The sequence below is a fragment of the Mammaliicoccus sp. J-M40 genome (assembly GCF_022386395.1).
In the GTDB taxonomy this organism is placed as follows: domain Bacteria; phylum Bacillota; class Bacilli; order Staphylococcales; family Staphylococcaceae; genus Mammaliicoccus; species Mammaliicoccus lentus.
Map to the genome: position 1 here is coordinate 90441 of NZ_JAJNIQ010000004.1, position 26538 is coordinate 116978.

Here is a 26538-nt window from a genome sequence, read left to right on the forward strand (position 1 = left end):
ATTATAAGGAGGTGCCCACATAATGAGCCGTGTTGGAAAGAAAATTATTGAGATTCCTTCAGACGTAACTGTTGCTATCGAAGGTAACACGATTACAGTAAAAGGATCTAAAGGTGAATTAACTAGTACTTTTAATGAAGAAATGACATATAAACAAGAGGAGAACACTTTAGAAGTTGTTCGTCCATCTGACTCTATAGAACACAAAACAGTACATGGCACAACTCGTGCATTGATCGCTAACATGATCGAAGGTGTATCTAAAGGTTTTGAGAAAAACTTAGAACTTATCGGTGTAGGTTACCGTGCTCAAATGCAAGGTAATAACATCATCCTTAACGTAGGATATTCTCACCCAGTTGAAATTACTGCTGAAGATGGTATCACATTATCAGTAGATAAAAACACTAAAATTAAAGTAGAAGGTATTTCTAAGGAACGTGTTGGTGCTGTTGCATCTTACATCCGTTCAATCCGTCCACCAGAACCTTATAAAGGTAAAGGTATTCGTTACGAAGGCGAATATGTTCGTCAAAAAGAAGGTAAAACTGGTAAGTAATCACTAAGATAAGAAAGGAGCACTAACATGATCGCTAAAATCGACAAAAATAAAGTTCGTTTGAAAAGACATGCTCGCGTGCGTTCTAAATTAGCTGGAACAAGCGAAAAACCACGTTTAAATGTTTATCGTTCAAACAAACATATTTATGCTCAAGTTATTGATGACGTAAACGGTGTTACAATCGCTCAATCATCAAGTTTAGATAAAGACTTAAATATAGAGCAATCAGGTAATGTAGAAGCTGCAGCTAAAGTTGGCGAAAGCGTTGCAAAACGTGCGTCAGAAAAAGGCGTTGAAGCTGTAGTATTTGACCGTGGAGGATATTTATATCACGGACGTATTCAAGCATTAGCTGATGCAGCTCGCGAAAACGGACTTCAATTTTAATTTAAAGGAGGGACACTCATGCGTCGTAAAGAAGAAGAAGTTAAAGAATTTGAAGAGCGCGTAGTTACGATTAACCGTGTAGCTAAAGTAGTTAAAGGTGGTCGTCGTTTCCGTTTCACAGCTTTAGTAGTTGTTGGAGACAAAAATGGTCGCGTAGGTTTCGGTACAGGTAAAGCACAAGAAGTACCTGAAGCTATTAAAAAAGCAGTAGAAGCTGCTAAAAAAGATTTAGTAACAGTTCCACGTGTTGAAGGAACGACTCCTCACCAAGTTATTGGACGTTTTGGTGCAGGTAATGTTTTAATTAAACCAGCAGCACCTGGTACAGGTGTTATTGCAGGTGGACCAGTTCGTGCGGTATTAGAACTTGCTGGTATCACTGATATCTTAAGTAAATCATTAGGTTCAAACACACCAATCAATATGGTTCGTGCTACAATTGAAGGACTTAAAGAACTTAAAAATGCCGAACAAGTAGCTAGTCTACGCGGTAAATCAGTAGAAGAATTATTAAATTAAGGAGGGAAAAAACACTATGGCTAAATTAGAAATTACCCTCACTCGTAGCATTATAGGTCGCCCTGAAACTCAACGTAAGACAGTTCAAGCGTTAGGACTAAAAAAGACAAACTCAACTGTTATAGTTGAAGACAATCCTGCGATTCGTGGGCAAATCGAGAAAATTAATCACTTAATCAAAGTTACTGAACAATAATAATAATCAAAGTATTAAGGAGGTGCCAAAATGAAATTACATGAATTGAAACCAGTTGAAGGTGCTCGTAAAGAGCGTAACCGTGTTGGTCGTGGTATGGCAACAGGTAACGGTAAAACAAGTGGACGTGGACATAAAGGTCAAAAAGCACGTTCAGGTGGCGGTACTCGTTTAGGTTTCGAGGGTGGTCAATTACCATTATTCCGTCGTTTACCAAAACGTGGATTCTCTAACATCAACCGTAAAGATTATGCAATTGTTAATTTAGACCAATTAAATCGTTTCGAAGATGGAACTGAAATCACACCTGCATTATTAGTTGAATCAGGTGTAGTGAAATCTGAGAAATCAGGTATCAAAGTATTAGGAAACGGTTCATTAGAAAAGAAATTAACAATACAAGCTCATAAATTCTCAGCTTCAGCAATTGAAGCAATCGAAGGTAAGGGCGGAACGCATGAGGTGATCTAATGTTTGAAACGATCGTTAGTTTTTTGAAGACTAAAGACATTCGTAACAAGATATTATTCACACTAGCAATGCTCGTTATATTCAAAGTTGGGACTTATATTCCAGCTCCTGGCGTTAATCCAGATGCTTTTAATCAAAATAAAGGTTCGCAAGGTATTACCGATTTGTTTAATACATTCGGTGGAGGTGCCTTGCAGAACTTCTCAATTTTAGCTATGGGTATTATGCCTTATATTACTGCTTCAATTGTAATGCAGTTATTACAAATGGATGTTGTGCCTAAATTCACTGAGTGGGTTAAACAAGGTGAGGTAGGACGTAAAAAGATTAATCAATTTACGCGTTATTTCACGATTGTTTTAGCTTTCGTACAAGGTTTAGGTATGTCATATTCATTTAATAATATGCTTGGCGGTAATTTAATTCAAAATACTTCAGTTTTAAATTATGTTTTAATTGCACTCGTATTAACAGCTGGAACAGCTTTCTTAATGTGGTTAGGTGAGCAGATAACACAATTCGGTGTAGGTAATGGTATTTCAATTATTATCTTTGCCGGTATATTATCTTCATTACCAAACTCATTAATACAATTTTACCAACAAAGCTTTGTTGGTGCAGATGATACTACAATGGCTTGGTTAAAAGCGATTGGTTTATTTGTTGGTATGGTTTTACTTACAGTTGGTGCAGTATATGTACTACAAGCTATTCGTAAAATTCCAATTCAATATGCTAAACGTCAACAACAAGGTTCAGGTGCAGGATTATCTGCAAAAGCAACATATTTACCTTTAAAAGTTAATGCAGCTGGTGTTATACCTGTAATTTTTGCAATGGCATTTTTCATGTTGCCAAAAACCTTAACATTGTTCTTCCCAGAACAAGATTGGGCGCAAACAGTTACTAGATATGCAGATCCATCTCATAATATTGGAATGATAGTCTATGTTATTTTAATTATAGCTTTCGCCTACTTTTATGCATTTGTTCAAGTTAATCCTGAAAAAATGGCAGAAAACTTACAAAAACAAGGTAGTTATGTACCGGGTATTAGACCTGGTGAACAAACTAAAAAATATATCACTAGAGTGCTCTATCGTTTAACATTTGTTGGTTCAATTTTCTTAGCTGTAATTTCTATAATTCCAATTTTAGCTATTAAGTTAATGAACTTACCACAAGCTATACAAGTTGGTGGTACAAGCTTACTAATCGTTATCGGTGTTGCTATTGAAACAATGAAAACTTTAGAAGCTCAACTTAATCAACGAGAGTATAGAGGCTTTAGAAGACGATAAACAAGTAGGAGGGCATTTATGAACATCATTTTAATGGGTTTACCTGGTGCAGGTAAAGGAACTCAAGCGAGTGAAATTGTTAAGAAATACCCTATTCCCCATATCTCAACTGGTGATATGTTCCGTAAAGCGATTAAAGAAGAGACTGACCTTGGTAAACAAGCGAAATCTTATATGGATCGTGGGGAACTTGTTCCAGATGAAGTGACTATAGGTATCGTTAGAGAAAGACTTGCTGAAGAAGATGCGAAAAAAGGATTCTTACTAGATGGTTTTCCTCGTACAGTAGAACAAGCTGATGCATTAAATGATATATTAAGTAGCTTAGGTCGTGAAGTTGATGCAGTAATTAACATCCAAGTGCCTGAAGAAGAACTTATGAATCGTTTAACTGGCAGACGTATTTGTGAAGTATGTGGAACAACTTATCATTTAGTATTTAATCCACCAAAAGTTGAAGGCATCTGTGATCTTGATGGCGGTAAACTATACCAACGTGAAGATGATAATCCTGAGACAGTAGCAAATCGTTTAAGTGTTAATGTTAAACAAACAAAACCACTTTTAGATTTCTATGAAAATCAAGGTGTTTTGAAAAACATCGATGGTTCTCGTGAAATTGAAAATGTTACTGAAGATGTTATTCAAATTCTTGAAACATTAAAGTAATGACGCTTTCACCCCGAATTCGCCTAGCTTTAGGTGGTTCTTGAACGCGTGTTAGCGTTCAATTTTAAGGATCAAGACAGTATTTAGGTTTTTGAAATACAATCGGAGTGATTACTAAAAGCGATAAGTATTTGAAGTGTTGTCGAATGCAAATCTTAAGTATTAAAATCATCCCAATTTTATAAACCTGTGCTTATTCTATGTGATTTAATCACCTAAAGTATGTCTCGTATTTTGGACCAGGTTTTAAAACATGAAATACAATTAGTATTTCACGATAATGAATAGAAAAAGGGGGAAATGATCATGGCTAAACAAGATGTAATCGAATTAGAAGGTACTGTATTAGATACTTTACCAAACGCTATGTTTAAAGTAGAATTAGAAAATGGACATGAAATTTTGGCACACGTGAGTGGTAAAATTCGAATGAATTATATTAGAATTCTACCTGGCGACAAAGTAACAGTTGAAATGTCTCCGTATGACCTAACACGCGGAAGAATCACTTATCGTTATAAATAATCGTCACTCCAAATACAAGGAGGTATACAAAGATGAAAGTAAGACCATCAGTAAAACCAATTTGCGAAAAATGTAAAGTTATTCGTCGTAAAGGTAAAGTAATGGTGATTTGTGAAAATCCAAAACACAAACAAAAACAAGGCTAATAAAAGAGAGGTGTAAATAAATGGCTCGTATTGCAGGTATTGACGTACCACGTGAGAAACGCATAGTAATTTCGTTAACTTACGTATATGGTATCGGAAAAACAACAGCACAACAAATTCTTAAAGAAGCAAACGTATCTGAAGACACACGTGTTCGTGATTTAACAGATGACGAATTAGGTCGTATCCGTGAAGTTGTAGATAACTACAAAGTTGAAGGTGACCTTCGTCGTGAAACAAACTTAAACATTAAACGTTTAATGGAAATAGCTTCATATCGTGGTATCCGCCATCGTCGTGGTTTACCAGTTCGTGGTCAAAAAACTAAGAACAATGCGCGTACGCGTAAAGGACCAGTTAAAACAGTAGCGAACAAGAAAAAATAATAAGTAAAGGAGGCACATATAAATGGCACGTAAACAAGTATCTCGTAAACGTAGAGTGAAAAAGAATATCGAAAGTGGTGTTGCTCACATTCGCTCAACATTCAACAATACAATCGTAACGATCACTGATGATTTCGGTAATGCATTATCATGGTCTTCAGCTGGTGCGTTAGGATTCAAAGGTTCAAAAAAATCAACTCCATTCGCAGCACAAATGGCTTCAGAAACAGCTTCAAAAACTGCTATGGAACATGGTTTAAAAACTGTAGAAGTTACAGTTAAAGGTCCTGGCCCAGGTCGTGAATCAGCGATCCGTGCGTTACAATCAGCTGGATTAGAAATTACAGCTATTAGAGACGTTACACCAGTACCTCATAACGGATGTCGTCCACCAAAACGTCGTCGTGTATAATTTTTGTTAGTTCATAAGTTCAAAAGTCACTGGATAGAAATTAATAAAATTTAATCGACGTTTATAAGGAGGATATATTTATAATGATTGAAATCGAAAAACCTAGAATTGAAACAATAGAAGTTAGTGATGATTCTACATTCGGTAAGTTCGTTGTTGAACCGCTAGAACGTGGTTATGGTACAACACTAGGCAACTCCTTACGTCGTATCCTATTATCTTCATTACCAGGTGCGGCAGTTAAAAATATCGAAATTGAAGGTGTTCTTCACGAATTCTCAGCAGTCGAAAATGTAGTTGAAGACGTTACGACTATCATTATGAACATCAAGAAATTAGCACTTAAAATTTATTCTGAAGAAGATAAAACACTTGAAATCGATATTAAAGATGAAGGTGAAGTTACTGCGAAAGATATTATGCATGATAGTGATGTTGAAATCTTAAACCCAGAGTTAAAGATTGCAACTGTATCTAAAGGTGGTCACCTTAAAATACGTCTAATTGCTAATACTGGTCGCGGATACGCTTTAGCGGAAAAAAATAACACAAGTGATTTGCCAATTGGTGTCATTCCAATCGACTCACTTTATTCTCCAGTAAATCGTGTTAATTACACTGTTGAAAATACACGTGTAGGGCAAAGTAGTGATTATGATAAATTAACTTTAGATGTTTGGACAGATGGTTCTTTATCTCCTCAAGAAGCAGTTTCTTTAGGCGCTAAAATCATGACTGAACACTTAAACATTTTTGTTAATTTAACAGATGAAGCACAAAATGCTGAAATTATGATTGAAAAAGAAGAAGATCAAAAAGAGAAAGTACTAGAAATGTCTATAGAAGAATTAGACCTATCAGTGCGTTCATACAACTGTTTAAAACGTGCAGGAATTAACTCTGTACAAGAATTAGCAGATAAATCTGAGGCAGATATGATGAAAGTGAGAAACTTAGGTCGTAAGTCTCTAGAAGAAGTTAAATATAAATTAGAAGATCTTGGTCTTGGTTTAAGAAAAGAAGACTAATAAAGGAGGTTAATTCATGGGTTACAGAAAATTAGGTCGTACTTCGGATCAACGTAAAGCAATGTTACGTGACTTAGCTACTCAACTTATCGTTTCTGAGCGCATCGAGACTACAGAAGCTCGTGCTAAAGAACTACGTAAAGTTGTCGATAACTTAATTACTTTAGGTAAAAAAGGTGATCTAGCTTCACGTCGTAGAGCTGCTCAAACATTACGTGATGTTAAAATCCTAGAAGATGACAAAACAATTACTGTTTTACAAAAATTATTCAATGATGTTGCGCCTCGTTACGAAGAGCGTCAAGGTGGATACACTCGTATTATGAAAGTGGGACCACGTCGCGGTGACGGAGCAGAGTCAGTAATTATTGAATTAGTATAATTTATTCTTTATTGGAGTGACGCAAGTCACTTCAATCATTCTTTATAAATACAGTTTATTTCACACACACACAAAGCAAATGAGTGCAATGATAATGTTTACCACACATAGATATTGTCTAGCTCAGAGTACTCCATCACATTTGAATGACTTATCGCGTGAACTCGTCTATGGTGGAGTGCGCGCTTTTTTATTTTAAATCCGTTTATACGGATTTTTTTTATGGAAAAAATTAAAAGATAATCAAACATTAATTTTTATATTTGAACTTAAGTAATTAAAAGTATTTTAAAGCAATATATGATTACTTTTCTTTCGTGATGCTGTAAAATAGAGAGACAATTAATTTTCGAAGGATGAATATAGATGGTGCAGAACGAAATTATTAGGTTCTCGAATGTTACATTTAAATACGATGAAGATGAACCTACTGCATTGGAAAATGTTACATTTAATATAAAACGCGGTAAATGGACATCAATCGTTGGCCATAATGGTTCAGGTAAGTCTACAATTGCTAAATTGCTCATGGGTATCAACAATAATTATGAAGGAGATATTATTGTAAAAGATATTAAAGTATCTGAAAAAAATATCGACGAAGTTAGAAAACATATCGGTATCGTTTTTCAAAATCCTGATAATCAGTTTATAGGCTCTACTGTAGAGTATGATGTTGCGTTTGGAATGGAGAACCAAGGCATAGAATATAGTCTTATGCATACAATTGTAGATCAAGTATTAACTGAAGTAGGTATGTTAGAAATGAAGACATTCGAGCCATCTCATTTGTCAGGCGGTCAAAAACAGCGCGTTGCAATTGCAGGTATTTTAGCTATGTCGCCAGATGTCATTATTTTAGATGAAGCAACAGCAATGTTAGACCCTGAAGGAAAAGAAAGCATCATGAATTTAATTAAAACTATACAAGATGAACGTCACTTAACAGTCATTTCAATTACACACGATTTAGAAGAAGCAGTAGAAGCTGATGAAATTATCGTTATGAATAAAGGTAAAGTTTATAAACAAGATGTCCCAGAAGAAATATTTAAAGAAGGGGCATATTTAACTGAAATAGGATTAGATTTACCTTTCGCAATGAGAATGAATAGCCTGTTATTAAATAATTACGCATTTTCATCTTTTGAACAGTTGGTGAATCGCTTATGAAAATTATATTTAATAATGTAAGTTATGACTATGGTTTAAAAACGCCATTTCAATATAGAGCGTTAAATCATATTTCAACCACTTTTAACGAATCGAAATTTTATGCAGTTGTAGGACAAACTGGGTCGGGGAAATCTACGCTAATCCAACATTTAAACGCAATATTAAAGCCAACTGAAGGGCAGTTAACTATTGATGAAATAGAAATCAATAGAAAGACAAAATCTAAGAAATTATCCCCTGTTCGTAAAAAGGTTGGCATCGTTTTTCAATTTGCAGAACATCAATTATTCGAAGATACAGTCGAAAAAGATATTATATTCGGTCCACTTAATTATGGTATGGATAAAGATAAAGCAGTTAAAAGAGCAGAAGAATTAATGGATTTATTAGGTATGGAACATGCTTTATTAAAGAAGTCGCCATTCGAGCTCTCAGGTGGCCAAAAACGACGTATAGCTATCGCGGGTGTATTAGCTATGGAACCTGAAATATTAGTCCTTGATGAGCCTACAGTGGGCTTAGACCCTAAAGGACAACAAGACATGATGGATTTGTTCAGAAAAATACAAATGGACTTAGGTATTACAGTAATACTTATTTCTCATCAAATGGACATCGTTTTGAAATACGCAGATGAAGTGAAAGTGATTAAAGCAGGAGAATTAATAGCTGAAGATAAACCTATTAATATTTTTACTAATGAAGAATTAGTGAGACAAGCACATTTAGATATTCCAAAAATCATCCAATTACAACAAGCAGTTGAGCGCAAATACAATATGCAATTTGATCAACTTGCAACTTCTGAAGAAATGTTTAAAGATATGTATGATAAGTGGGTGATGAAACATGACAGATAAACTGATAATTGGTCGTTATATTCCTGGTAATACAATTATTCACCAACTTGATTCTCGAATGAAAATGATTTTTGTACTACTTTTTATGGTGTTAATATTCTTTTGTAATTCGTGGTTGAGTTATTGTTTCATGATTTTATCCGTTTTATTCATTATGTATTTATCAAAAATAAAACTTTGGTTTTTAATTAAAGGTCTTACTCCAGTGATGATTCTATTTATCTTTACATTCGTCATGCACTTAATCGTAACAAAAGGCGGTCCTGTGCTCATTGATTTTAAAATATTTACAGTTGAACAAAATGGTGTAGTACAAGGAACATTTATTGTATTAAGACTTGTGTTACTTGTTATGATTTCAACTATTATGACCCTTACTACAAGCCCAATTAGTTTAACAGATGCAATAGAATCAATGCTAAGACCCTTAAAAAAAATAAAGTTTCCAGTTCACGAAATGGCTATGATGATGTCTATATCTTTAAGGTTTATCCCAACTTTAATGGATGAATTGGAAAGAATAATAAAGGCTCAAACATCAAGAGGTTCAGATGTTACGTCTGGAAGTATTATGAATAGATTTAAAGCTATTATACCTTTGTTAATTCCTATGTTCATTTCGGCTTTTAAGAGAGCAGACGACTTAGCAGTAGCAATGGAAGCAAGAGGATATAATGCATCAAATGTTAGAACAACATATCGTAAGTTAAATTGGCGTATGAGAGATACGTTAGCATTATCAACAATTATTATCATAGCAATTGTTATATATTTATTAAGAAATTGAGGTGCCTATTTTGAGGATGTTAGTGAAAATTTCATATCATGGAGGACAATTCATGGGGTTTCAAATACAACACCATGAAAGAACAGTCCAATATGAATTTGAAAGAATTCTAAAAAGAATGCACCGTACATTTGTTAGAATTCATCCTTCTAGTAGAACGGATAAAGGCGTTCACGCTATAGAACAATATTTTCATTTTGATACAGATTTGAATATCGCTCCACATAAATGGCAGTATGCATTTAATTCTGCTTTACCAAAAGATATATATGTTCAAAGCGTAGAACAAATCAGTGATACATTTCATTGTCGATATCATTGTGTAGGTAAAAAATATCGTTACAAAGTTTATATAGACGAAGCTAGAAAAGTATTTGAACACGATACAAAAGTACAACAAAAGAAACCGGTCGATATAAACGCAATGAACGAAGCAGCAAAATCATTTTTAGGAACACATGATTTTACAAGTTTTTGTTCACAAAAGACAGAAGTAAAAAACAAAGAAAGAACAATTTATCAAAGTGAAGTTGTAGAAACGGAAGAAGGCTTTGAATTTATCGTGACAGGTTCTGGTTTCCTATATAATATGGTACGCGTTATGGTAGCTTATTTAATTCTTGTAGGTGAAGGGAAAAGAAGCGGTCAGGAAATTCATAAATTACTTGAAGAAAGAGATCGTAATAAAGTGCCACATACAGCACCTGCACATGGATTATACTTAGAAAGAATTTATCTTAGCGAAGAAGAACTCAAAGAAGAGTTTGGAGAACACATTCACATTCATAAGAAAAACTCTATATAAATTGTTTGAAATCAATTGACAAAAAGCGAAATAAATTATATTATAGTTAACGGTATTGTTTTATATCACCACCACGATAAGCCCCGGAATCTTATTGTGTTTTAAGATATAGAAGCAGGAATCAGATAACGGAATATAAGATGTATGTTTTTTCTTTGGTACAGGCGAATTCATACATCTTGACCAGAACTTTTTTAAAATTTAGGAGGACACTATAATGCGTCAAACATTTATGGCTAATGAAGCAAACATCGATCGCAAATGGTTTGTTGTTGATGCTGAAGGAGAAACGTTAGGTCGTTTATCATCAGAAATCGCATCAATCTTACGCGGTAAACATAAAGCAACTTATACACCACACGTTGATACAGGAGATAATGTTATAATTATCAATGCTGACAAAATCTACTTATCAGGTAACAAAGAACAAGATAAAATTTACTACCGTCACTCAAATCACCCAGGCGGAATCAAATCAATTTCAGCTGGTGAATTAAAAGAGAAAAACCCAGTTCGTTTATTAGAAACATCTATCAAAGGTATGTTACCAAATAATAAACTTGGTGAAAAACAAGGTAAAAAATTATTCGTATATGCTGGTGCAGAGCATCCACATGCTGCACAACAACCTGAAAACTACGAGTTACGTGGTTAATTAAGAGGAGGATACTACATTGGCACAAGTTGAATATCAAGGCACAGGCCGTCGTAAACATTCAGTAGCACGTGTACGTTTAGTACCTGGTGAAGGTAACATAACAATTAACAAACGTGACGTACGTGACTACTTACCATTTGAATCATTAATTTTAGATTTAAACCAACCATTTGAAGTAACTGAAACTAAAGGAAACTATGATGTTTTAGTAAACGTTCAAGGTGGCGGTTTAACAGGACAAGCACAAGCTATCCGTCACGGAATTGCACGTGCATTGTTAGAAGCTGACCCAGAATACCGTGCTTCATTAAAACGCGCAGGATTACTTACTCGTGATCCACGTATGAAAGAACGTATGAAACCTGGTCTTAAAGGCGCTCGTCGTTCACCACAATTCTCAAAACGTTAATATTGTTTACCAATATTATTTTAATTCCCATAAGCAAATGCTTATGGGATTTTTTATACTTAACTAATAAATATTTTTATCATTATATAAAATATATTAAAATCTCTAAACCTCCAAGTTGACTTGTATTATATCTGGTGTTACTATGATTCAATCAAAGATATAAAAAGTCTTTAATATCTTTGAAAAGTGAATTACTGCATTAAAATTAAATTTTATTAAAGCACGATATAAGCAAAGAAGCATAATTAAATTTATATATAAATTCTGTTTTATCTATTTGAGGAGGTATTTTAATGAATCAAAAATTAACAAAGAAAATCAATAACTTAGAGACGATACAAAGAATTCCAGTAGAAGATATACTATCATTTATTTCTCTAAATAAAGTGGATAAAGTATTAGATCTTGGAGCTGGAGTAGGGTATATAAGTCTTCCAATATCTAAGTACGTAGATGAAGTAACTGCAATTGATTTTGATGAAGACATTTTAAATTATTTAGATAAAAAATCTAAGGAAAAAGAAATTACGAATATTGAAACACTGGTATCAGATTTTAAAGATATTCAATTAAGTAGCGAAACATTCGATAGAGCAATTGCATCAATATCACTGCATGAAGTAAGTCCACTTTCGCAGGCTTTAAATGAAATATATAGAGTCTTAAAAAATAAAGGCGTATTTCTATGTATTGAATTAGAAAAGCTAGATTTAACAAAAGCTCCAAGAGTCTCGTCAGAAGATATGGTAGAACAAGTTCGAGATGCAGGATTTGATAAAGTAGATGTATTTTATCCAGAAGGTAAAATTGCTAATCAGCCTGTTTATATAGTTGTAGCAGAAAAGAATATATAAGCTAAAAGTTTTCTAGATATATTAGATTGGCTATTGGTAAATAATATACGATAAAATTATACTCACTATACAGTCCATGGAATAAAGCCTGTTTCTTGATACATATGCTATAACAAGTTATGTTGTATATAGGATATTAAGATAAAGTAGAAAGTCACTTGATTAACTTCCAAATCATGAGGAGATATTTCATATTAATGAAATAATAATAGGGGGAAGATTTATATGCTAAAAGAACAGTTTGAAATTTCTTATAATATGTTATCAAATATTATAAAAGATATTGATGAGAAAGAGGCAGACTTTCAGTTAGAGTTGGCTAATAATAATATTAAGTGGCAGCTAGGTCATATCATAGTTGCGAATGAAACGTTTGTATTTGGTACGACTGAGGAAGAGAATACTTTAGGGGCTGAATTAGGAAAGTCATTTGCACCTGGTACTTCACCTCAAAGCTTTACTGGCGCTGAACCAACATTTAAAGAACTAAAAGGTATTTTAAATACACAATTAGACAGAATATTAAATATTGTAGATGACCAATTAGATCGTAAACGAAATGAGCCATTAGCTAATATGACAACTTTTGCTGAAACAATACCTTTTGGTGTTACGCATACTAATTACCATACTGGACAAATAAAATTGATGAAAACTATGATGGATAAACTCGATCAAGGTGTATAATTAATTAGGCTGAGACATTTAATTATGTCTCAGCCTGTTTTTTTGTACATTTAAAACAAATTAATGTCTTATCTTCTAAAACAATACCTTCTATAAAACCACTGTTACAATAAATATTCTTTTGACAAATCTTACATTTACCGACAAGTTCTTTTTCCAATATAATCACCTTCATATTAATATTAAATACTAAAAAATGATATGATAATTATAATCAATATTAACATACAATAATGGAGTGATAGAGATGGTATTGGAAATGAAAACAAAATGCGACAATTGCGATTATGTTTTCCATGAAAAAAGTAATGCTTTTATTTGTGTTAAAGAACATACTTTTTGCCGTGATTGTGCAGAAAATCTATATTATGTTTGCCCAGAATGTAGTGGCGAACTTGTAGTAAGACCGAAACTTAAAGCTGATGAAAACACAATTATGAGTGATAGATAAATTTTTATAGATAAACAGGGGGATATACAATTGAATATCGTAAAAATTAACGAAGATGACATTTCACGAATTGTACCAATTTTTAATGCATATCGTGTTCATGCGGGGAAAAAATCTAATAAAGAACAGGCTAATACATTTCTGTATAATAATTTAAAAAATAAAAATGCTACTATATTTATAGCTGAAGAAGAAAATGATGTTATTGGATTTATACAATTATATACGATGCTTTCTTCGATGAAAATGTCACAACTACTTATTATTAATGATTTGTTTGTTACTGAGCAAGCACGTGGTAAACACGTTGGTGAGAAACTCATGAACCAAGCATTTCAATATGGTAAAGAAAATGGGTATGAGATAATGTATTTGGAAACAGAGAAAACAAATGTAGCTGGAAACAAACTATATCAAAAATTAGGTATGGTTTTAGATGAAGATCATAACTATTATAGTAAGCCTTTATAAAATAAAACAAGAGGTGGGGATTAAATGAAAGCAATTGGATTTAAAAATGGCTTTGATTTAAATGAAGAAAACGGTTTTGAAGAATTAGAATTACCTACGCCTAAAGCTGAAGGTAAAGATATACTTGTAAATGTAAAAGCAGCAAGTATTAACCCAGTAGATACAAAGTTACGAACGGCAAACTACGATGATTACAAAGTATTAGGCTATGATGCAGTAGGTGTTGTAGAAGCGGTTGGAAATGACGTTGAATTATTCCATGTTGGAGATGAAGTATACTACTCAGGATCTAACATAAGACAAGGTTCTAATGCAGAATATCAACTCGTTGATGAAAGGCTAGTAAGTATTAAACCAGAACATTTATCCAATGTAGAAGCTGCTGCATTACCTTTAACTTCACTTACAGCGTTTGAAGCGCTCTGCGAAGGGTTAAATATATCAACAAACCCTGAAGATAATGAAGGGAAGAAATTACTGATTATCAATGGAGCTGGTGGTGTTGGTTCAATAGCAACTCAAATTGGAAAACATCTAGGTTTAACTGTAATCACTACAGCTTCTAGAAAAGAAACAAGAAGATGGTCTGAAAAAATGGGCGCTGATATTGTATTAAATCATAAACACCATTTACCAGATGAATTAAAAGCTCACCGTATCAATGAAGTAGATTATATTTTTGATACGCATAATAGTGATGAATACTTTGCAGTAATGGCAGAAATGATAAAACCTAGAGGTAAAATTGTAGCGTTAGTTAATTTTATGGATAAAGTAGATTTAAATTTATTAAAAGATAAGAGTGTTTCATTTTCATTTGAATTTATGTTTACAAGACCTAAATATGAAACTGAAGATATGAAACAACATCATAAATATTTAAGTGAATTGATGAAATTAATAGATAGAGGCTCTATTAAAACAACACATTATCAAACATTAAAAGGCTTAACTGTAGAAACAATTACAAAAGCTCATGAAATGATAGAAAAAGGAAATAGTATAGGTAAAATTGTAATAGACTATGAAGAAAAATAAATATAGTTAAGAAATATATTAAAAAAAGAGCTTGAGATATAAATCTCTGGCTCTTTTTTGGATAGAATATATTGTTATTGGATTAATTAAGCCGAAAATCCAAATAGAGGGTATGTTGTTGGATTAATAAAGTCGAAAATCCAAATAGATCCTCTCTTGTTGGATTTACGATTAAATAGACTCACGAATTTACTTTTTCTAACCTAAAATCAAAAAAGCTGGAACATTTATAATGTTCCAGCTTCTTTTTAAATAGGGATACGTAGCTATATTAATAATCGTTTTCGTTTGCTTTACGTCTAAAGTTTGGATATTTAGAACGTATTGTATAAACAAGCATTGATAGTAATGCAAAAACAATTGCGATACTTCCAATAATCAACATAGATTGTAAGTACGTTACGTCGCTTGTAAAGTTAAATATATTTTCTCTTAATGCTTTAATAACATAGCTCATTGGAGAAAATGGGTGTAGATCTTGGAAGAACTTGCCTGATAATTGAATAGGGAAAGTACCTTCACTAGAACCTAACTGTAAAATTAATAATATGATTGCTAAGAATTTACCGATATTACCTAATACTACAGTTAAGAAAGTAACAATCATATAAGCTGCTAAACTCCATAATAGAAGTGTCAGTGTGAAATATCCATGGTTGGCGATATCCATATCAAATATATATAGACATAGTACTGCTAGTGCGAGTGCTGAACCTACAGATTGTAAGAAATAAATAACAAATTTACTTAACCACCATTTGATTCCTGTTGAATCTCCCATACGTTTATCTATTGGATAAACTGCAGCAAAGGCTACTGCTCCGACATATAAGCTTAATGCAAGAATATATGGTGCGAAACTTTGACCATAATTATCTACTTCAGTTAAGTCGTTTTCACTTGATTTAACTGGTTTATTGATGGAATCTGTATTTTTCTTATTAAAATATTGACCTTCAGACTGTTTAATAGCTTTATCAATATTATCTTTCAATTTATTATTATTAGCTTGTAGTTCGTTTAGACCTTGTGATACTTGCTTACTACCTTGTAGAAGTTGCTCTCCTTGAGCTCCGGCCATAGGTGCCATTTGTTCTAACCCAGATTCAACTTGTTGATTACCATCTATAAGTTGGGATTCTGCATCAGACATTTGTCCTAAAGCTTTAGAGGTATCTTTATAACCATCTGTAAGTTTATTCATGCCATTAAATACTTCTGTAATGTATTTGTCTCGAATAGAACTACTTAGGTTATCTTCAACTGCTGTTACTGCTTTAGTTGCAATTTGAGAACCAGTATAACTATATCCAGGGTTTGTTTTAATATTTAAATCAATTTTTTCTGGAGATTTATCTAACATGGACCCAGCGTTTTTAGTTGTATTTTCAGGTATTGTTATAACTGCATAAGATTCACCGCGTTCTAAATGTTTATCTGCAGTAGATTGTTCTACAAACTCCCATTTGAATTTATCATTATCCTTTAATTTATCAACGACGTCATTACCTATATTCGTCTTCTCACCATTAATTTCGCCGCCTTTATCATAATTGACTATTGATATTTTTAATTCGTCAGTTTTACCATAAGGATCCCACAAAGACCCCACGAATACAGAACTATAAATAAGCGGTAAAAGCATGATTGCTATTAAAGAAATGAGCATAAATTTATGTGTCCATAAGTTTTTTATATCATCAAACATGTTTAGCATTATCCTTTCCAGTTATAAGATTGTTTGCTTTTTGGAGCTGTTTAACGAATGTGATGATTTCTTGATCAGAGAAATGAGAAGATAATTTACGACTAAAAGTTTCATAGATTATATCTTCAGTACGACTAACAAGAGATAATCCTTTTTCAGTTAGCAATACAGATTTTTCTCTTTTATCTTCACCTTGTTGGATTGAAATAAGATCTAAATGCTTTAGTTTATTAATTCTGTTCGATATTGCTGTTTTAAAAACACCTTGTCTTTGAGCTATAAAGCTAAATGTACATTTAGGAGATTCTTTAATAATTTTTAGAGTTTGAAATTGTTCTTTAGAGATTACTTCATCTAACCCAGACTTATTTAAAATTTTTGCTACTTCGCTATGAATGTTAACAATAGATTCTTGAAATAGGTTAAATGCTTTTTTTAATTCATTATTTTCCATTAGTACACCTCCTGTACTTATTACTTTTCATATAGTACACCCTGTGAACTAAAATTGCAACAATAAAATACATTATTAAAACAAACGTTTGCGCTAGATTATAGATATGTATTTATAAAGCTAATATATGTATATAAATATAAATGCAAACGTTTGCGTAAAATTCATTGACAAATTGTTAAATTACACATATGATAAGTTTATATTTAAAAATGAAAGCGATTTCAATTAACGGAGGGAATCATATGACCGATTTAAAATTAGAAAATATTAAGAAAACCTATGATAAAGGAAATACGGTGGTTAATGATTTTAATTTACATATTAAAGACAAAGAATTTATAGTGTTTGTCGGTCCGTCAGGGTGTGGCAAATCAACAACATTAAGGATGATAGCAGGGCTAGAAGATATAACGGATGGTGAATTTTCTATTGATGGTTCAAGAATGAACGATGTAGCACCTAAAGATAGAGATATAGCGATGGTATTTCAAAATTATGCTTTATATCCACATATGACAGTATACGATAATATGGCTTTTGGCTTAAAACTTAGAAAAATGAATAAAAAAGAAATAGACAAAAGGGTACAATATGCTGCAGAAATTTTAGGTTTAAAAGAATTTTTACCGAGAAAGCCTAAAGCTTTATCTGGTGGACAAAGACAAAGAGTAGCTTTGGGTAGAGCGATTGTTAGAGATGCTAAAGTATTTTTAATGGATGAACCTTTATCTAATTTAGATGCAAAATTACGTGTTCAAATGAGGACTGAAATTTTGAAATTACATGAACGTCTACAAACGACAACAATTTACGTAACACATGACCAAACTGAAGCATTAACAATGGCAAGTCGCATCGTTGTATTGAAAGATGGAGATATCATGCAAATAGGTACACCAAGAGAAGTGTATGATTCGCCAGAAAATGAGTTTGTTGCTCAATTTATTGGCTCACCTGCAATGAACATTTTCGATGCAAAAATAAATCAAGATAACTTAGAAATAGGCGATCAAGTGATTAAGTTGAATGAGAGACAGACAAGATTATTAACAAATGCTGGTTATGATGGGAAAGACATAAGATTTGGTATAAGACCAGAAGATATTCACGATGAACCAATATTTATATCAGCACATCGGGATACAACATTCAAAACAAAAGTATTAGTAAGTGAATTATTAGGTTCAGAAATAATGATACATGGTTTGTTTAGTGACATTGAATTTTCAGCGAAATTAGATGCAAGAACAGTAGTAAATCCTAATGAAGAAATTGAATTAGCCATCGATTTAAATAAATGTCATTTCTTTGATAAAGAAACCGGAGAAAAAATAAAAAATTAAATCAATGTCAAATTAACACTTGAAAGAAGGAGAGCATATGAAGCGAATAATAAAATTTTGCTCAGTGATACTAGTTGTTACGTTATTAGTAAGTTGTGGTCCAAAACGTACACAAGAAGATATTGATAAAGCTTTAAATGATGATGAAAAGACTTCAAAACCTGAATCGTTAACAATGTGGGTTGATGGAGATAGGCAAATGTCTTTCTATAAAGAAGTAACGAAAGAATACACTAAAAAAACAGGAATAGAAATTATTCTAAAAAACACTGCACAGGATGACCAAGTTGACAATTTATCTTTAGATGGCCCCTCTGGAAAAGGACCTGATTTATTCTTTCAACCTCAGGATAGAGCAGGAGATGCATACTTACAAGGATTGGCAGCAGAAATTGATTTTACAGAAGAAGAACTTGAAGGATATTCAAAAGATGCATTAGATGCATTAAACTACGAAGGTAAACAATTAGCATTACCAGTAATAGTTGAATCAACGGCTGTCGTTTATAATAAAAAGCTTGTAAAAACACCACCAAAGACTATGGAAGATGTAGAAAAAATTGCTGAAAACATAACTGATAAAGATAAAAAACAATATGGTTTCATGTTTGATGCTAAAAACTTTTACTTTAATTACCCATTTTTATTTTCACAAGGCGGATACATTTTTAAAGAAAAAGATAACGGGTTTGATACTACAGATGTAGCAGTAAATGATAAAGCTGTAGTAGAAAGTGGCAAAAGACTGCAATCATGGTATGAAAAAGGTTATATCACAAAGTCAGCAGATCAAGATGTCATTGTTGGTTTATTTAAAGAAGGAAAAGTTGGCATGTTTGTGACTGGTCCATGGCAAACTTCAGAGTTTAAAGAAGAATTAGGTGACGATTTTGGTACAGCGATTTTACCTAAAGATAATGGCAAACAAATGAAACCATTTTTAGGTGTTCGTGGTTGGTTTATATCAGAGTACAGTAAGGAGAAATATTGGGCTAAAGATTTATTATTATTTCTAACAAATCAAAAGAACATGCAGAAATATACTGATGATATGCAAGAAATTACAGGACGTACAGATGTTTCATCTAAAAATGAACTTCTAAGACCATATGAGCAACAAGCACAAAATGCTGTTCCAATGCCTAATATTCCAGAAATGAGTCAGGTCTGGGATCCTATGGGAAATGCAGCGATATTTATGTCAAATGGGAAAGATTCAAAAGAAGCATTAGATGAAGCAAAAAGTAATATAGACGAACAGGTGAAAATTATGAATGCATCTAAAAAATAAAAGAAGGTGTCAAATATGAAGAATAGAAATCCTAAATTAGCTGGGATATTGTCCGTTATTCCAGGTGTTGGACAATTTTATAATAAAAGATACATAAAAGGCAGTATTTTTATTATATTTTTTATTAGTTTTATAAGTGTTTTTTATCAGTTTATGAACATTGGATTTTGGGGGTTATTTACGCTTGGTACAGTGCCAAAACTAGATGATTCAAGAGTATTGTTAGCGCAAGGGATTATATCCCTCATACTTATAGCATTTGCTATCACACTTTACGTTGTAAATATAATCGATGCATATAGAAACGCCGAACAATATAACCGAGGTCACGAAATTAAAGATAGTAAAGGACGTATGGTTGCAACATGGGATAAAACATTCCCTTATTTATTGATTTCACCAGGTATTTTTTTATTAATTTTTGTTGTAGTATTTCCATTACTATTTATGTGTTTTTTAGCTTTTACGAATTATAATTTATATAATGCACCTCCTAGAAATTTATTAGAATGGGTTGGCTTTGATAATTTTAAATCGTTATTAACTGTTCCTATTTGGAAGACAACTTTTTTTAATGTATTAACTTGGACAATTGTATGGACACTAGTAGCTACAACTTTACAAATTGTGTTGGCATTATTGTTGGCTATAATTGTAAATCACCCGTTGGTAAAGTTTAAAAAATTAATTAGAACAGTATTGATTCTTCCATGGGCAGTACCATCATTTGTTACTATTTTAATATTTGCAGCAATATTTAACGATGATTTTGGTTCAATAAATAATGATATATTGCAACCCTTATTAGGTATAGCACCAGCGTGGTTAAACGATCCATTTTGGGCGAAAATAGCTTTGATATTCATTCAAGTATGGTTAGGTTTTCCTTTTGTATTTGCTTTATTTACTGGTGTATTACAAAGTATTTCATCAGATTGGTATGAAGCAGCTGATATGGATGGCGCTTCAAGTTGGCAGAAATTTAGAAACATAACATTTCCTCATATTTTGTTTGCAACTGCTCCGTTATTGATTATGCAATATGCAGGTAATTTTAATAACTTTAACCTTATATATTTATTTAATAAAGGTGGACCGCCAGTATCAGGCCAAAACGCAGGAAGTACAGATATATTAATATCATGGGTTTATCGCTTAACATTCGATATGCAAAACTATAATATGGCAGCTACTATTTCATTAATTATTGGGATATTTATCGCAATAATTGCATTTATACAATTTAGAAAAACAAGTACGTTTAAAGATGAGGGGGATATTTAATGAATAAGAAAAACAAAAATATATTAAGAGCTATTTTGATGTATAGTATTTTGGCTGTTATGTTTATTATCATTATTTATCCGTTATTATGGACATTAGGATTATCTTTAAACTCGGGTTCAAATTTATATGGATCAAGTATGATACCTAAAGATGCTTCGCTAAAAAACTATATATTTTTATTAACAGATCCTTCTAGTGATTATTTAACTTGGTATAAAAACACATTAATCGTTGCGACTGCAAATGCATTATTTTCAGTTATATTTGTAGGTTTAACGTCTTATGCTTTTTCAAGATATAGATTTGTAGGTAGAAAATATGGGTTAATAGCATTTTTAATACTTCAAATGTTTCCTGTTTTAATGGCGATGGTAGCTATTTATATCTTGTTAAATACTATCGGTCTTTTAGATTCATTATTTGGGCTAACTTTGATCTATATCGGTGGATCAATACCGATGAATGCGTTTTTAGTGAAAGGGTATTTTGATACAATACCAAAAGAATTAGATGAGTCAGCCAAAATGGATGGTGCTGGGCATATGAGAATATTCTTCACAATTATGTTACCTTTAGCTAAACCGATATTAGCAGTAGTAGCACTGTTTAATTTTATGGGACCATTCATGGACTTTATATTACCTAGAATCTTATTAAGAAGTCCTGAAAAATATACATTGGCAGTTGGATTATTTAATTTTATAAATGACCAGTTCGGTAATAATTTCACAGTTTTTGCTGCAGGTGCTATGATGATAGCAATCCCAATTTCAATCGTATTTTTACTTTTACAAAGATATTTAGTCACTGGATTAACTGCAGGTGCAACTAAAGGATAATAAGGAGTGGTTTTGTGGTTACAATTAAAGATGTCGCAAAAGAGGCTAATGTAGCCCCTTCAACAGTTTCAAGAGTAATAAGCGGTCATAAAAGCATCAGTGAAAATACATCGAAAAAAGTAAAAGCTGTTATGCGAAAATTAGGTTATGAACCTAATGTAGCTGCAAGAACACTTGTAACTCAAAAAACAAAAACAATAGGATTAATTTTAAAGACAGCATCTAAAGAAATGACTCAAAATCCGTTCTTTACCGATGTATTGATGGGCATATCTATCGCATGTAAAAAAAGAGCGTATTCTACGATTATGACCACTGCGATTGAGTCAGAAGAATTAATCGCAGAAGTAGAAAGTTTAATGAAATCTAAATCTATTGATGGATTTATCATGCTGTATTCAAAAGAAAATGATCCAATTATAAAATTACTTAAAAAAAATAAATTCCCGTTTGTTGTTATAGGCAAGCAACTACAAGAACGAGATATTATTCATATTGATAACGATAATATTGAAGCGAGCGAATTAATGACGCAGTTTATGATAGATAAGGGACATAACCATTTAGCTTTTATTGCTGAACCAGATTCGTATGCAGTGGCAATAGATCGAATTGAAGGGTTTAAAAGGGTTTGCTTAAAAAATAATGTTAATGAATTTCATATTTTTAATGCACGACCTGAAAGAAATGAAATTATGGAAGTCGTTAAGAAAATGAAGGAACAAGAAGTATTTCCAAGCGCAATTATTACATCAGATAGCATGTTAAATATAAATTTATTAAGTGTTTTGTATCACTACAACATAAGAATTCCTGATGATGTAATGACTGCAACATTTAATGATTCTTTCATTAATGAATCTGCTTCGCCACCCCAAACAGTTGTAAATATTCATCCTGAATATTTAGGGGAAGAAGCAGGTATAGCCATGATTAAATTAATAGAAGATCCACATATAATTAAGAAAAACACTATTATACCGACTGAGATTATAGAAAGAGCATCTACAAAAAGACAGGAGAATGTTTAAATATGGAAGAGCGTATTTGGTGGAAAGAAGCTGTATGTTATCAAATTTATCCAAGAAGTTTTAAAGATTCTAATGACGATGGGATAGGTGATATTAACGGCATAAGAGAGAAATTAAGTTATTTAAAAGATTTAGGAATTGATGTAATTTGGGTTTCTCCAATTTTTACGTCACCTAATGATGATAATGGCTACGATATAAGTGACTATCAAGATATAATGGAAGAATTCGGTACGATGGAGGACTTTGATTTATTACTAGAAGAAACGCATGATCTCGGTATGAAATTAATTTTAGATTTAGTTATAAATCATACTTCAGATGAACATCCATGGTTTATAGAATCAAAATCCAGTAAAAAAAATTCTAAGAGAGATTGGTATATTTGGAAAGAAGGAAATAATAATAAAGAGCCCAATAACTGGGGAAGTATTTTTAATGGTTCTGCATGGGCAAAAACAAATGAAACTGATGAATATTATTTGCATATATTTAGTAAAAAACAGCCAGACCTTAACTGGGAAAATGCAGATGTTAGAAAAGAATTATATAAGATGATTAATTGGTGGTTTGATAAAGGAATTGATGGATTTAGAGTAGATGCCATTACACATATTCAAAAATCATTTGAAGATGGTGATATTGAATATGCTGAAAATGAAACGAATTTTAAACCTGCGTTCGAGCGATATACAAATAGGCCAGGTATTTTAGAACATTTAAGAGAGCTGAGAGACGAAACTTTTAATAAGTATGATATCATGACAGTCGGTGAAGCGAACGGTGTTTCTCCATATGATGCTGAAAATTGGGTCGGGTTTGAAAATGGAATATTTAATATGATATTTCAATTTGAGCACTTAGGATTATGGAATACTGAAGATGCAGGGTTCGACATTCAAAGATATAAAGAAGTTATGACCAAATGGCAAAACCAATTAGAAGGTAAGGGTTGGAATGCTTTATTTATTGAAAACCACGATCAACCAAGACTTGTTTCAACGTGGGGAGACGATCAACATTATTGGTATGAAAGTGCGACAAGTCATGCGACGAATTATTTCTTACAAAAAGGGACGCCATTTATATATCAAGGACAAGAAATAGGTATGACTAACTATCCATTCCAATCATTAGAAGAATTTAATGATGTATCAGTCAAAAATGAAGTTAGATTAAAAAAAGAAAATGGAGAAAACGTAGAGCAATTATTACATGATTTCAGTAGAGTAAATCGAGATAATTCGAGAACAATGATGCAATGGAATCAAACTGATTATGCAGGATTTTCAAAAGAAAGACCTTGGTTCCATGTAAATCCTAATTATAAAAGTATAAATGTTGAACAACAATTAGAAGATGAAGATTCAATTTTAAGTTACTATAAAAAGCTAATTAAACTTAAAAAATCTAATAATGTATTTAATTATGGTGTTTATGAATTAGTAGATGAATATCATCCACAAATTTATACTTATAAGAGAAAGCTTGATAACAATCAAGTTATTATAATGTGTAATTTAACTAGTGAAGAAGCAGATATATCTAAAGCTTTTAAAATTGAATATTATGATTTATTACTGAATAATTATAGAGATGTTGAAAAAACACAAAAGTTAAAACCTTTTGAAACAAGAGTGTATCAAATAAAATAAATAACTTAGTATAAAATCCATGCATAACATGACTTTTATAGATTAACGTATTATTCAATGCAGCTAATACGAATTCTTGATAATGTCTCTTGTGTATGGATTTTATATATATCCATATTGTTAACGCTTACTACCTTAAACGTTTTATAATAGTATTGAGGTAATAGAATTCAATCGGGAGGTCATAGTATGAAGAAATTAATGAAAGAAAAAACAAATTTTGTTGCTGATATGTTAAAAGGCATTGAAATAATGGATGATGCGGTTGAAATAATAAGTGAAAATGTAGTAGTAAGAAAAAAACTAAAAACAAAAGGTGTTGCTTTAGTTTCTGGAGGAGGTTCAGGCCACGAACCTGCTCATGCTGGTTATGTGGCAGAGGGTATGTTAGATGCAGCTGTATGTGGTGAAGTGTTTACATCTCCTACTCCTGATAAAATTTTAGAAGCAATCAAACATGTAGCTACAGATGAAGGTGTTCTTTTAATAGTGAAAAATTATGCAGGGGATGTAATGAATTTTGAGATGGCGCAAGAAATGGCTGAGATGGAAGGTATCTCTTGTGAGTCAATCGTGGTGAGAGATGATATATCTATCGAAAACATAGAAGATAGAAGAGGTGTAGCCGGAACAGTCTTAGTCCATAAATATGCAGGTTTCTTATCCGATAATGGATTCAATCTCGCTGATATAAAGAGTAGAACAGAAACATTTATCGAAAAGATAAGAACAATTGGTATGGCTATTTATCCTTGTTTAGTACCAACTACTGGTCAATACGGTTTTGATTTAAAAGAGAATCAAATGGAAATAGGAATCGGTATTCATGGTGAACGTAGTATATATCAAGAGGATATTGAACCAATCGATGAAATTATTAAAAGGTTAATGCACGAATTAGAGAAAGAAATATCAGATAAAACATTAATCGTAATGATTAATGGCATGGGTGCAACTCCAGATTCTGAATTAGCGATTGTTTCACATTACTTTAATGAATATGCTAAAGAAAATGAATTAAATATCGAAAAATATTTAATCGGTAATTATATGACAGCTTTAGATATGCAAGGTTTTTCTATTACTTTAGTACCTTATGATGATGAATATTGCGATGCTTTTGATGCACCGACAGAAAGTAAATATTTCGTATAGGAGGATTTATCCATGGATGCAGATTTATTAACTAAAAAATTAAAAGATTTAAGAAATACTTTTGAACAAGAAGAACAACTTTTAACAGACTTAGACAGAGCAATTGGTGACGGGGATCATGGCGTTAATATGCTGAGAGGTTTCAAAGCAGTTGACGAGAAAATTTCTGGGGATACGTTAAGTGAAGTTTTGAAATCAACAGGTATGACATTAATGAGTTCTGTAGGAGGGGCGTCTGGTCCACTCTATGGATTTAGTTTTGTAAAAATGGCTTCTCTTAACTATGATGAAATTAATCAAGATAATTTGAAAGAATACATTGATGAATTTAAAAATGCTGTAGCAACACGAGGTAAAGTTTCTGGTGGCGAAAAAACGATGTATGATGTGCTACAAAAAACATCTGAGTACTTAGAAAACAATCAATCTATAAGTAAAGAACAATTACAACAATTTGCAGATGATACGAAAGATTTAGAAGCTACTAAAGGTAGAGCAGCATATTTCAAAAAGGATTCAATTGGACATATCGATCCAGGTGCACAGAGTATGGTATTTGTATTGAATGCTTTAAGTGAGGATGTGTAGA

General features: G+C 32.3%; 34 protein-coding genes. 32 read left to right on the plus strand and 2 right to left on the minus strand.

Going from position 1 to position 26538, the window contains the following annotated elements; genetic code table 11:
* Positions 1 to 22: 22 nt before the first annotated feature.
* The 24 genes from rplF to LQ688_RS06805 all read left to right on the plus strand — a co-directional run bounded on the left by rplF (position 23) and on the right by LQ688_RS06805 (position 15183).
* The gene (rplF, locus tag LQ688_RS06690) at positions 23 to 559 is read left to right on the plus strand and encodes a 50S ribosomal protein L6 (protein ID WP_016998814.1); all 537 of its coding nucleotides are present in this window, start codon (positions 23 to 25) and stop codon (positions 557 to 559) included.
* A 27-nt stretch (positions 560 to 586) separates the two neighbouring features.
* Complete coding sequence (gene rplR, locus LQ688_RS06695) at positions 587 to 949, plus strand: 50S ribosomal protein L18 (protein ID WP_016998815.1); 363 nt, start codon at positions 587 to 589, stop codon at positions 947 to 949.
* Between the two features lie 18 nt (positions 950 to 967).
* The gene (gene rpsE / locus LQ688_RS06700) at positions 968 to 1468 is read left to right on the plus strand and encodes a 30S ribosomal protein S5 (RefSeq protein WP_239752694.1); all 501 of its coding nucleotides are present in this window, start codon (positions 968 to 970) and stop codon (positions 1466 to 1468) included.
* Between the two features lie 16 nt (positions 1469 to 1484).
* Positions 1485 to 1664, plus strand: coding sequence for a 50S ribosomal protein L30 (gene rpmD, locus LQ688_RS06705; protein ID WP_016998817.1), 180 nt, complete (start codon positions 1485 to 1487; stop codon positions 1662 to 1664).
* A 30-nt stretch (positions 1665 to 1694) separates the two neighbouring features.
* Positions 1695 to 2135: a 50S ribosomal protein L15 gene (gene rplO, locus LQ688_RS06710; protein ID WP_016998818.1), complete on the plus strand. Its 441-nt coding sequence runs from the start codon at positions 1695 to 1697 to the stop codon at positions 2133 to 2135.
* Entirely contained in the window at positions 2135 to 3436 is a 1302-nt protein-coding gene (gene secY, locus LQ688_RS06715) for a preprotein translocase subunit SecY (protein ID WP_239752695.1), read from the plus strand. The genes rplO and secY overlap by 1 nt, the downstream gene beginning before the upstream one ends.
* An 18-nt stretch (positions 3437 to 3454) precedes the next feature.
* Entirely contained in the window at positions 3455 to 4105 is a 651-nt protein-coding gene (locus LQ688_RS06720; RefSeq protein WP_016998820.1) for an adenylate kinase, read from the plus strand.
* A gap of 306 nt (positions 4106 to 4411) precedes the next feature.
* Complete coding sequence (infA, locus tag LQ688_RS06725; RefSeq protein WP_001118443.1) at positions 4412 to 4630, plus strand: translation initiation factor IF-1; 219 nt, start codon at positions 4412 to 4414, stop codon at positions 4628 to 4630.
* A gap of 32 nt (positions 4631 to 4662) precedes the next feature.
* On the plus strand, positions 4663 to 4776 hold the full coding sequence (rpmJ, locus tag LQ688_RS06730; protein ID WP_003156543.1) for a 50S ribosomal protein L36: 114 nt from the start codon (positions 4663 to 4665) through the stop codon (positions 4774 to 4776).
* Positions 4777 to 4796: 20 nt separating this feature from the next.
* Complete coding sequence (rpsM, locus tag LQ688_RS06735; protein ID WP_016998821.1) at positions 4797 to 5162, plus strand: 30S ribosomal protein S13; 366 nt, start codon at positions 4797 to 4799, stop codon at positions 5160 to 5162.
* Positions 5163 to 5184: 22 nt separating this feature from the next.
* Positions 5185 to 5574, plus strand: coding sequence for a 30S ribosomal protein S11 (rpsK, locus tag LQ688_RS06740; RefSeq protein WP_016998822.1), 390 nt, complete (start codon positions 5185 to 5187; stop codon positions 5572 to 5574).
* A gap of 83 nt (positions 5575 to 5657) precedes the next feature.
* Positions 5658 to 6602 (plus strand): DNA-directed RNA polymerase subunit alpha, encoded by a 945-nt coding sequence (locus LQ688_RS06745; protein WP_064204192.1) that lies wholly within the window; start codon positions 5658 to 5660, stop codon positions 6600 to 6602.
* A gap of 16 nt (positions 6603 to 6618) precedes the next feature.
* On the plus strand, positions 6619 to 6984 hold the full coding sequence (gene rplQ, locus LQ688_RS06750) for a 50S ribosomal protein L17 (protein WP_016998824.1): 366 nt from the start codon (positions 6619 to 6621) through the stop codon (positions 6982 to 6984).
* Between the two features lie 366 nt (positions 6985 to 7350).
* Positions 7351 to 8157, plus strand: coding sequence for an energy-coupling factor transporter ATPase (locus LQ688_RS06755; RefSeq protein ID WP_239724185.1), 807 nt, complete (start codon positions 7351 to 7353; stop codon positions 8155 to 8157).
* On the plus strand, positions 8154 to 9020 hold the full coding sequence (locus tag LQ688_RS06760) for an energy-coupling factor transporter ATPase (protein WP_016998826.1): 867 nt from the start codon (positions 8154 to 8156) through the stop codon (positions 9018 to 9020). Before LQ688_RS06755 ends, LQ688_RS06760 begins: the two co-directional genes overlap by 4 nt.
* Entirely contained in the window at positions 9010 to 9807 is a 798-nt protein-coding gene (locus LQ688_RS06765) for an energy-coupling factor transporter transmembrane component T family protein (protein WP_064204190.1), read from the plus strand. Before LQ688_RS06760 ends, LQ688_RS06765 begins: the two co-directional genes overlap by 11 nt.
* 10 nt (positions 9808 to 9817) lie before the next feature.
* Positions 9818 to 10612, plus strand: coding sequence for a tRNA pseudouridine(38-40) synthase TruA (gene truA, locus LQ688_RS06770; RefSeq protein ID WP_239724183.1), 795 nt, complete (start codon positions 9818 to 9820; stop codon positions 10610 to 10612).
* Between the two features lie 217 nt (positions 10613 to 10829).
* A complete protein-coding gene (gene rplM, locus LQ688_RS06775) occupies positions 10830 to 11267 on the plus strand; it encodes a 50S ribosomal protein L13 (protein ID WP_016998829.1) in 438 nt (145 codons plus the stop codon).
* A gap of 19 nt (positions 11268 to 11286) precedes the next feature.
* Complete coding sequence (gene rpsI / locus LQ688_RS06780; protein WP_016998830.1) at positions 11287 to 11679, plus strand: 30S ribosomal protein S9; 393 nt, start codon at positions 11287 to 11289, stop codon at positions 11677 to 11679.
* 296 nt (positions 11680 to 11975) lie between these two features.
* Positions 11976 to 12536 carry a class I SAM-dependent methyltransferase gene (locus LQ688_RS06785; RefSeq protein ID WP_182094062.1) on the plus strand — a complete coding sequence of 187 codons (561 nt, stop codon included), beginning with the start codon at positions 11976 to 11978 and terminating at the stop codon, positions 12534 to 12536.
* A gap of 225 nt (positions 12537 to 12761) precedes the next feature.
* Positions 12762 to 13223 (plus strand): DinB family protein, encoded by a 462-nt coding sequence (locus LQ688_RS06790; protein WP_016998832.1) that lies wholly within the window; start codon positions 12762 to 12764, stop codon positions 13221 to 13223.
* 247 nt (positions 13224 to 13470) lie between these two features.
* Complete coding sequence (locus LQ688_RS06795) at positions 13471 to 13674, plus strand: DUF1272 domain-containing protein (RefSeq protein ID WP_016998834.1); 204 nt, start codon at positions 13471 to 13473, stop codon at positions 13672 to 13674.
* Positions 13675 to 13704: 30 nt separating this feature from the next.
* A complete protein-coding gene (locus LQ688_RS06800) occupies positions 13705 to 14145 on the plus strand; it encodes a GNAT family N-acetyltransferase (RefSeq protein WP_016998835.1) in 441 nt (146 codons plus the stop codon).
* A gap of 24 nt (positions 14146 to 14169) precedes the next feature.
* On the plus strand, positions 14170 to 15183 hold the full coding sequence (locus tag LQ688_RS06805; protein WP_239724180.1) for a zinc-binding alcohol dehydrogenase family protein: 1014 nt from the start codon (positions 14170 to 14172) through the stop codon (positions 15181 to 15183).
* A gap of 271 nt (positions 15184 to 15454) precedes the next feature.
* Here the strand turns inward: LQ688_RS06805 and LQ688_RS06810 are convergent, their stop codons facing one another.
* Positions 15455 to 16891: a YhgE/Pip domain-containing protein gene (locus LQ688_RS06810; RefSeq protein WP_016998837.1), complete on the minus strand. Its 1437-nt coding sequence runs from the start codon at positions 16889 to 16891 to the stop codon at positions 15455 to 15457.
* A complete protein-coding gene (locus tag LQ688_RS06815; RefSeq protein WP_016998838.1) occupies positions 16884 to 17345 on the minus strand; it encodes a MarR family winged helix-turn-helix transcriptional regulator in 462 nt (153 codons plus the stop codon). Before LQ688_RS06815 ends, LQ688_RS06810 begins: the two co-directional genes overlap by 8 nt.
* 245 nt (positions 17346 to 17590) lie before the next feature.
* Here LQ688_RS06815 and LQ688_RS06820 point away from each other — a divergent pair, with 245 nt between their 5' ends.
* From LQ688_RS06820 to dhaL, 8 genes are all read left to right on the plus strand, one after another.
* Positions 17591 to 18691 (plus strand): ABC transporter ATP-binding protein, encoded by a 1101-nt coding sequence (locus LQ688_RS06820; RefSeq protein WP_016998839.1) that lies wholly within the window; start codon positions 17591 to 17593, stop codon positions 18689 to 18691.
* Between the two features lie 37 nt (positions 18692 to 18728).
* Positions 18729 to 19982 (plus strand): extracellular solute-binding protein, encoded by a 1254-nt coding sequence (locus LQ688_RS06825; RefSeq protein ID WP_016998840.1) that lies wholly within the window; start codon positions 18729 to 18731, stop codon positions 19980 to 19982.
* A 15-nt stretch (positions 19983 to 19997) separates the two neighbouring features.
* Positions 19998 to 21266 carry a sugar ABC transporter permease gene (locus LQ688_RS06830; protein ID WP_016998841.1) on the plus strand — a complete coding sequence of 423 codons (1269 nt, stop codon included), beginning with the start codon at positions 19998 to 20000 and terminating at the stop codon, positions 21264 to 21266.
* Entirely contained in the window at positions 21266 to 22108 is an 843-nt protein-coding gene (locus LQ688_RS06835; protein ID WP_064204182.1) for a sugar ABC transporter permease, read from the plus strand. Before LQ688_RS06830 ends, LQ688_RS06835 begins: the two co-directional genes overlap by 1 nt.
* A gap of 14 nt (positions 22109 to 22122) precedes the next feature.
* Entirely contained in the window at positions 22123 to 23139 is a 1017-nt protein-coding gene (locus tag LQ688_RS06840) for a LacI family DNA-binding transcriptional regulator (RefSeq protein WP_016998843.1), read from the plus strand.
* A gap of 2 nt (positions 23140 to 23141) precedes the next feature.
* Positions 23142 to 24794: a glycoside hydrolase family 13 protein gene (locus LQ688_RS06845; protein ID WP_239724178.1), complete on the plus strand. Its 1653-nt coding sequence runs from the start codon at positions 23142 to 23144 to the stop codon at positions 24792 to 24794.
* A gap of 189 nt (positions 24795 to 24983) precedes the next feature.
* Positions 24984 to 25949 carry a dihydroxyacetone kinase subunit DhaK gene (gene dhaK / locus LQ688_RS06850; protein ID WP_239724176.1) on the plus strand — a complete coding sequence of 322 codons (966 nt, stop codon included), beginning with the start codon at positions 24984 to 24986 and terminating at the stop codon, positions 25947 to 25949.
* A gap of 12 nt (positions 25950 to 25961) precedes the next feature.
* Positions 25962 to 26537 carry a dihydroxyacetone kinase subunit DhaL gene (gene dhaL, locus LQ688_RS06855; protein WP_239704109.1) on the plus strand — a complete coding sequence of 192 codons (576 nt, stop codon included), beginning with the start codon at positions 25962 to 25964 and terminating at the stop codon, positions 26535 to 26537.
* Position 26538: the final 1 nt, after the last annotated feature.

What these genes read in the sequence shown, in the direction of transcription:
- LQ688_RS06810 (WP_016998837.1), bottom strand. Translation starts at nt 16,891, where the DNA reads ATGTTTGATGATATAAAAAACTTATGGACACATAAATTTATGCTCATT.
- rpsM (WP_016998821.1), top strand. Translation starts at nt 4,797, where the DNA reads ATGGCTCGTATTGCAGGTATTGACGTACCACGTGAGAAACGCATAGTA.
- rplO (WP_016998818.1), top strand. Translation starts at nt 1,695, where the DNA reads ATGAAATTACATGAATTGAAACCAGTTGAAGGTGCTCGTAAAGAGCGT.
- rplF (WP_016998814.1), top strand. Translation starts at nt 23, where the DNA reads ATGAGCCGTGTTGGAAAGAAAATTATTGAGATTCCTTCAGACGTAACT.
- dhaK (WP_239724176.1), top strand. Translation starts at nt 24,984, where the DNA reads ATGAAGAAATTAATGAAAGAAAAAACAAATTTTGTTGCTGATATGTTA.
- rpsK (WP_016998822.1), top strand. Translation starts at nt 5,185, where the DNA reads ATGGCACGTAAACAAGTATCTCGTAAACGTAGAGTGAAAAAGAATATC.
- LQ688_RS06745 (WP_064204192.1), top strand. Translation starts at nt 5,658, where the DNA reads ATGATTGAAATCGAAAAACCTAGAATTGAAACAATAGAAGTTAGTGAT.
- LQ688_RS06830 (WP_016998841.1), top strand. Translation starts at nt 19,998, where the DNA reads ATGAAGAATAGAAATCCTAAATTAGCTGGGATATTGTCCGTTATTCCA.
- LQ688_RS06820 (WP_016998839.1), top strand. Translation starts at nt 17,591, where the DNA reads ATGACCGATTTAAAATTAGAAAATATTAAGAAAACCTATGATAAAGGA.
- rpsE (WP_239752694.1), top strand. Translation starts at nt 968, where the DNA reads ATGCGTCGTAAAGAAGAAGAAGTTAAAGAATTTGAAGAGCGCGTAGTT.
- rplR (WP_016998815.1), top strand. Translation starts at nt 587, where the DNA reads ATGATCGCTAAAATCGACAAAAATAAAGTTCGTTTGAAAAGACATGCT.
- LQ688_RS06720 (WP_016998820.1), top strand. Translation starts at nt 3,455, where the DNA reads ATGAACATCATTTTAATGGGTTTACCTGGTGCAGGTAAAGGAACTCAA.
- LQ688_RS06795 (WP_016998834.1), top strand. Translation starts at nt 13,471, where the DNA reads ATGGTATTGGAAATGAAAACAAAATGCGACAATTGCGATTATGTTTTC.
- LQ688_RS06785 (WP_182094062.1), top strand. Translation starts at nt 11,976, where the DNA reads ATGAATCAAAAATTAACAAAGAAAATCAATAACTTAGAGACGATACAA.
- LQ688_RS06790 (WP_016998832.1), top strand. Translation starts at nt 12,762, where the DNA reads ATGCTAAAAGAACAGTTTGAAATTTCTTATAATATGTTATCAAATATT.
- rpmD (WP_016998817.1), top strand. Translation starts at nt 1,485, where the DNA reads ATGGCTAAATTAGAAATTACCCTCACTCGTAGCATTATAGGTCGCCCT.
- LQ688_RS06805 (WP_239724180.1), top strand. Translation starts at nt 14,170, where the DNA reads ATGAAAGCAATTGGATTTAAAAATGGCTTTGATTTAAATGAAGAAAAC.
- infA (WP_001118443.1), top strand. Translation starts at nt 4,412, where the DNA reads ATGGCTAAACAAGATGTAATCGAATTAGAAGGTACTGTATTAGATACT.
- LQ688_RS06765 (WP_064204190.1), top strand. Translation starts at nt 9,010, where the DNA reads ATGACAGATAAACTGATAATTGGTCGTTATATTCCTGGTAATACAATT.
- LQ688_RS06825 (WP_016998840.1), top strand. Translation starts at nt 18,729, where the DNA reads ATGAAGCGAATAATAAAATTTTGCTCAGTGATACTAGTTGTTACGTTA.
- LQ688_RS06835 (WP_064204182.1), top strand. Translation starts at nt 21,266, where the DNA reads ATGAATAAGAAAAACAAAAATATATTAAGAGCTATTTTGATGTATAGT.
- LQ688_RS06815 (WP_016998838.1), bottom strand. Translation starts at nt 17,345, where the DNA reads ATGGAAAATAATGAATTAAAAAAAGCATTTAACCTATTTCAAGAATCT.
- dhaL (WP_239704109.1), top strand. Translation starts at nt 25,962, where the DNA reads ATGGATGCAGATTTATTAACTAAAAAATTAAAAGATTTAAGAAATACT.
- rpmJ (WP_003156543.1), top strand. Translation starts at nt 4,663, where the DNA reads ATGAAAGTAAGACCATCAGTAAAACCAATTTGCGAAAAATGTAAAGTT.
- rplM (WP_016998829.1), top strand. Translation starts at nt 10,830, where the DNA reads ATGCGTCAAACATTTATGGCTAATGAAGCAAACATCGATCGCAAATGG.
- rplQ (WP_016998824.1), top strand. Translation starts at nt 6,619, where the DNA reads ATGGGTTACAGAAAATTAGGTCGTACTTCGGATCAACGTAAAGCAATG.
- LQ688_RS06845 (WP_239724178.1), top strand. Translation starts at nt 23,142, where the DNA reads ATGGAAGAGCGTATTTGGTGGAAAGAAGCTGTATGTTATCAAATTTAT.
- LQ688_RS06760 (WP_016998826.1), top strand. Translation starts at nt 8,154, where the DNA reads ATGAAAATTATATTTAATAATGTAAGTTATGACTATGGTTTAAAAACG.
- secY (WP_239752695.1), top strand. Translation starts at nt 2,135, where the DNA reads ATGTTTGAAACGATCGTTAGTTTTTTGAAGACTAAAGACATTCGTAAC.
- LQ688_RS06755 (WP_239724185.1), top strand. Translation starts at nt 7,351, where the DNA reads ATGGTGCAGAACGAAATTATTAGGTTCTCGAATGTTACATTTAAATAC.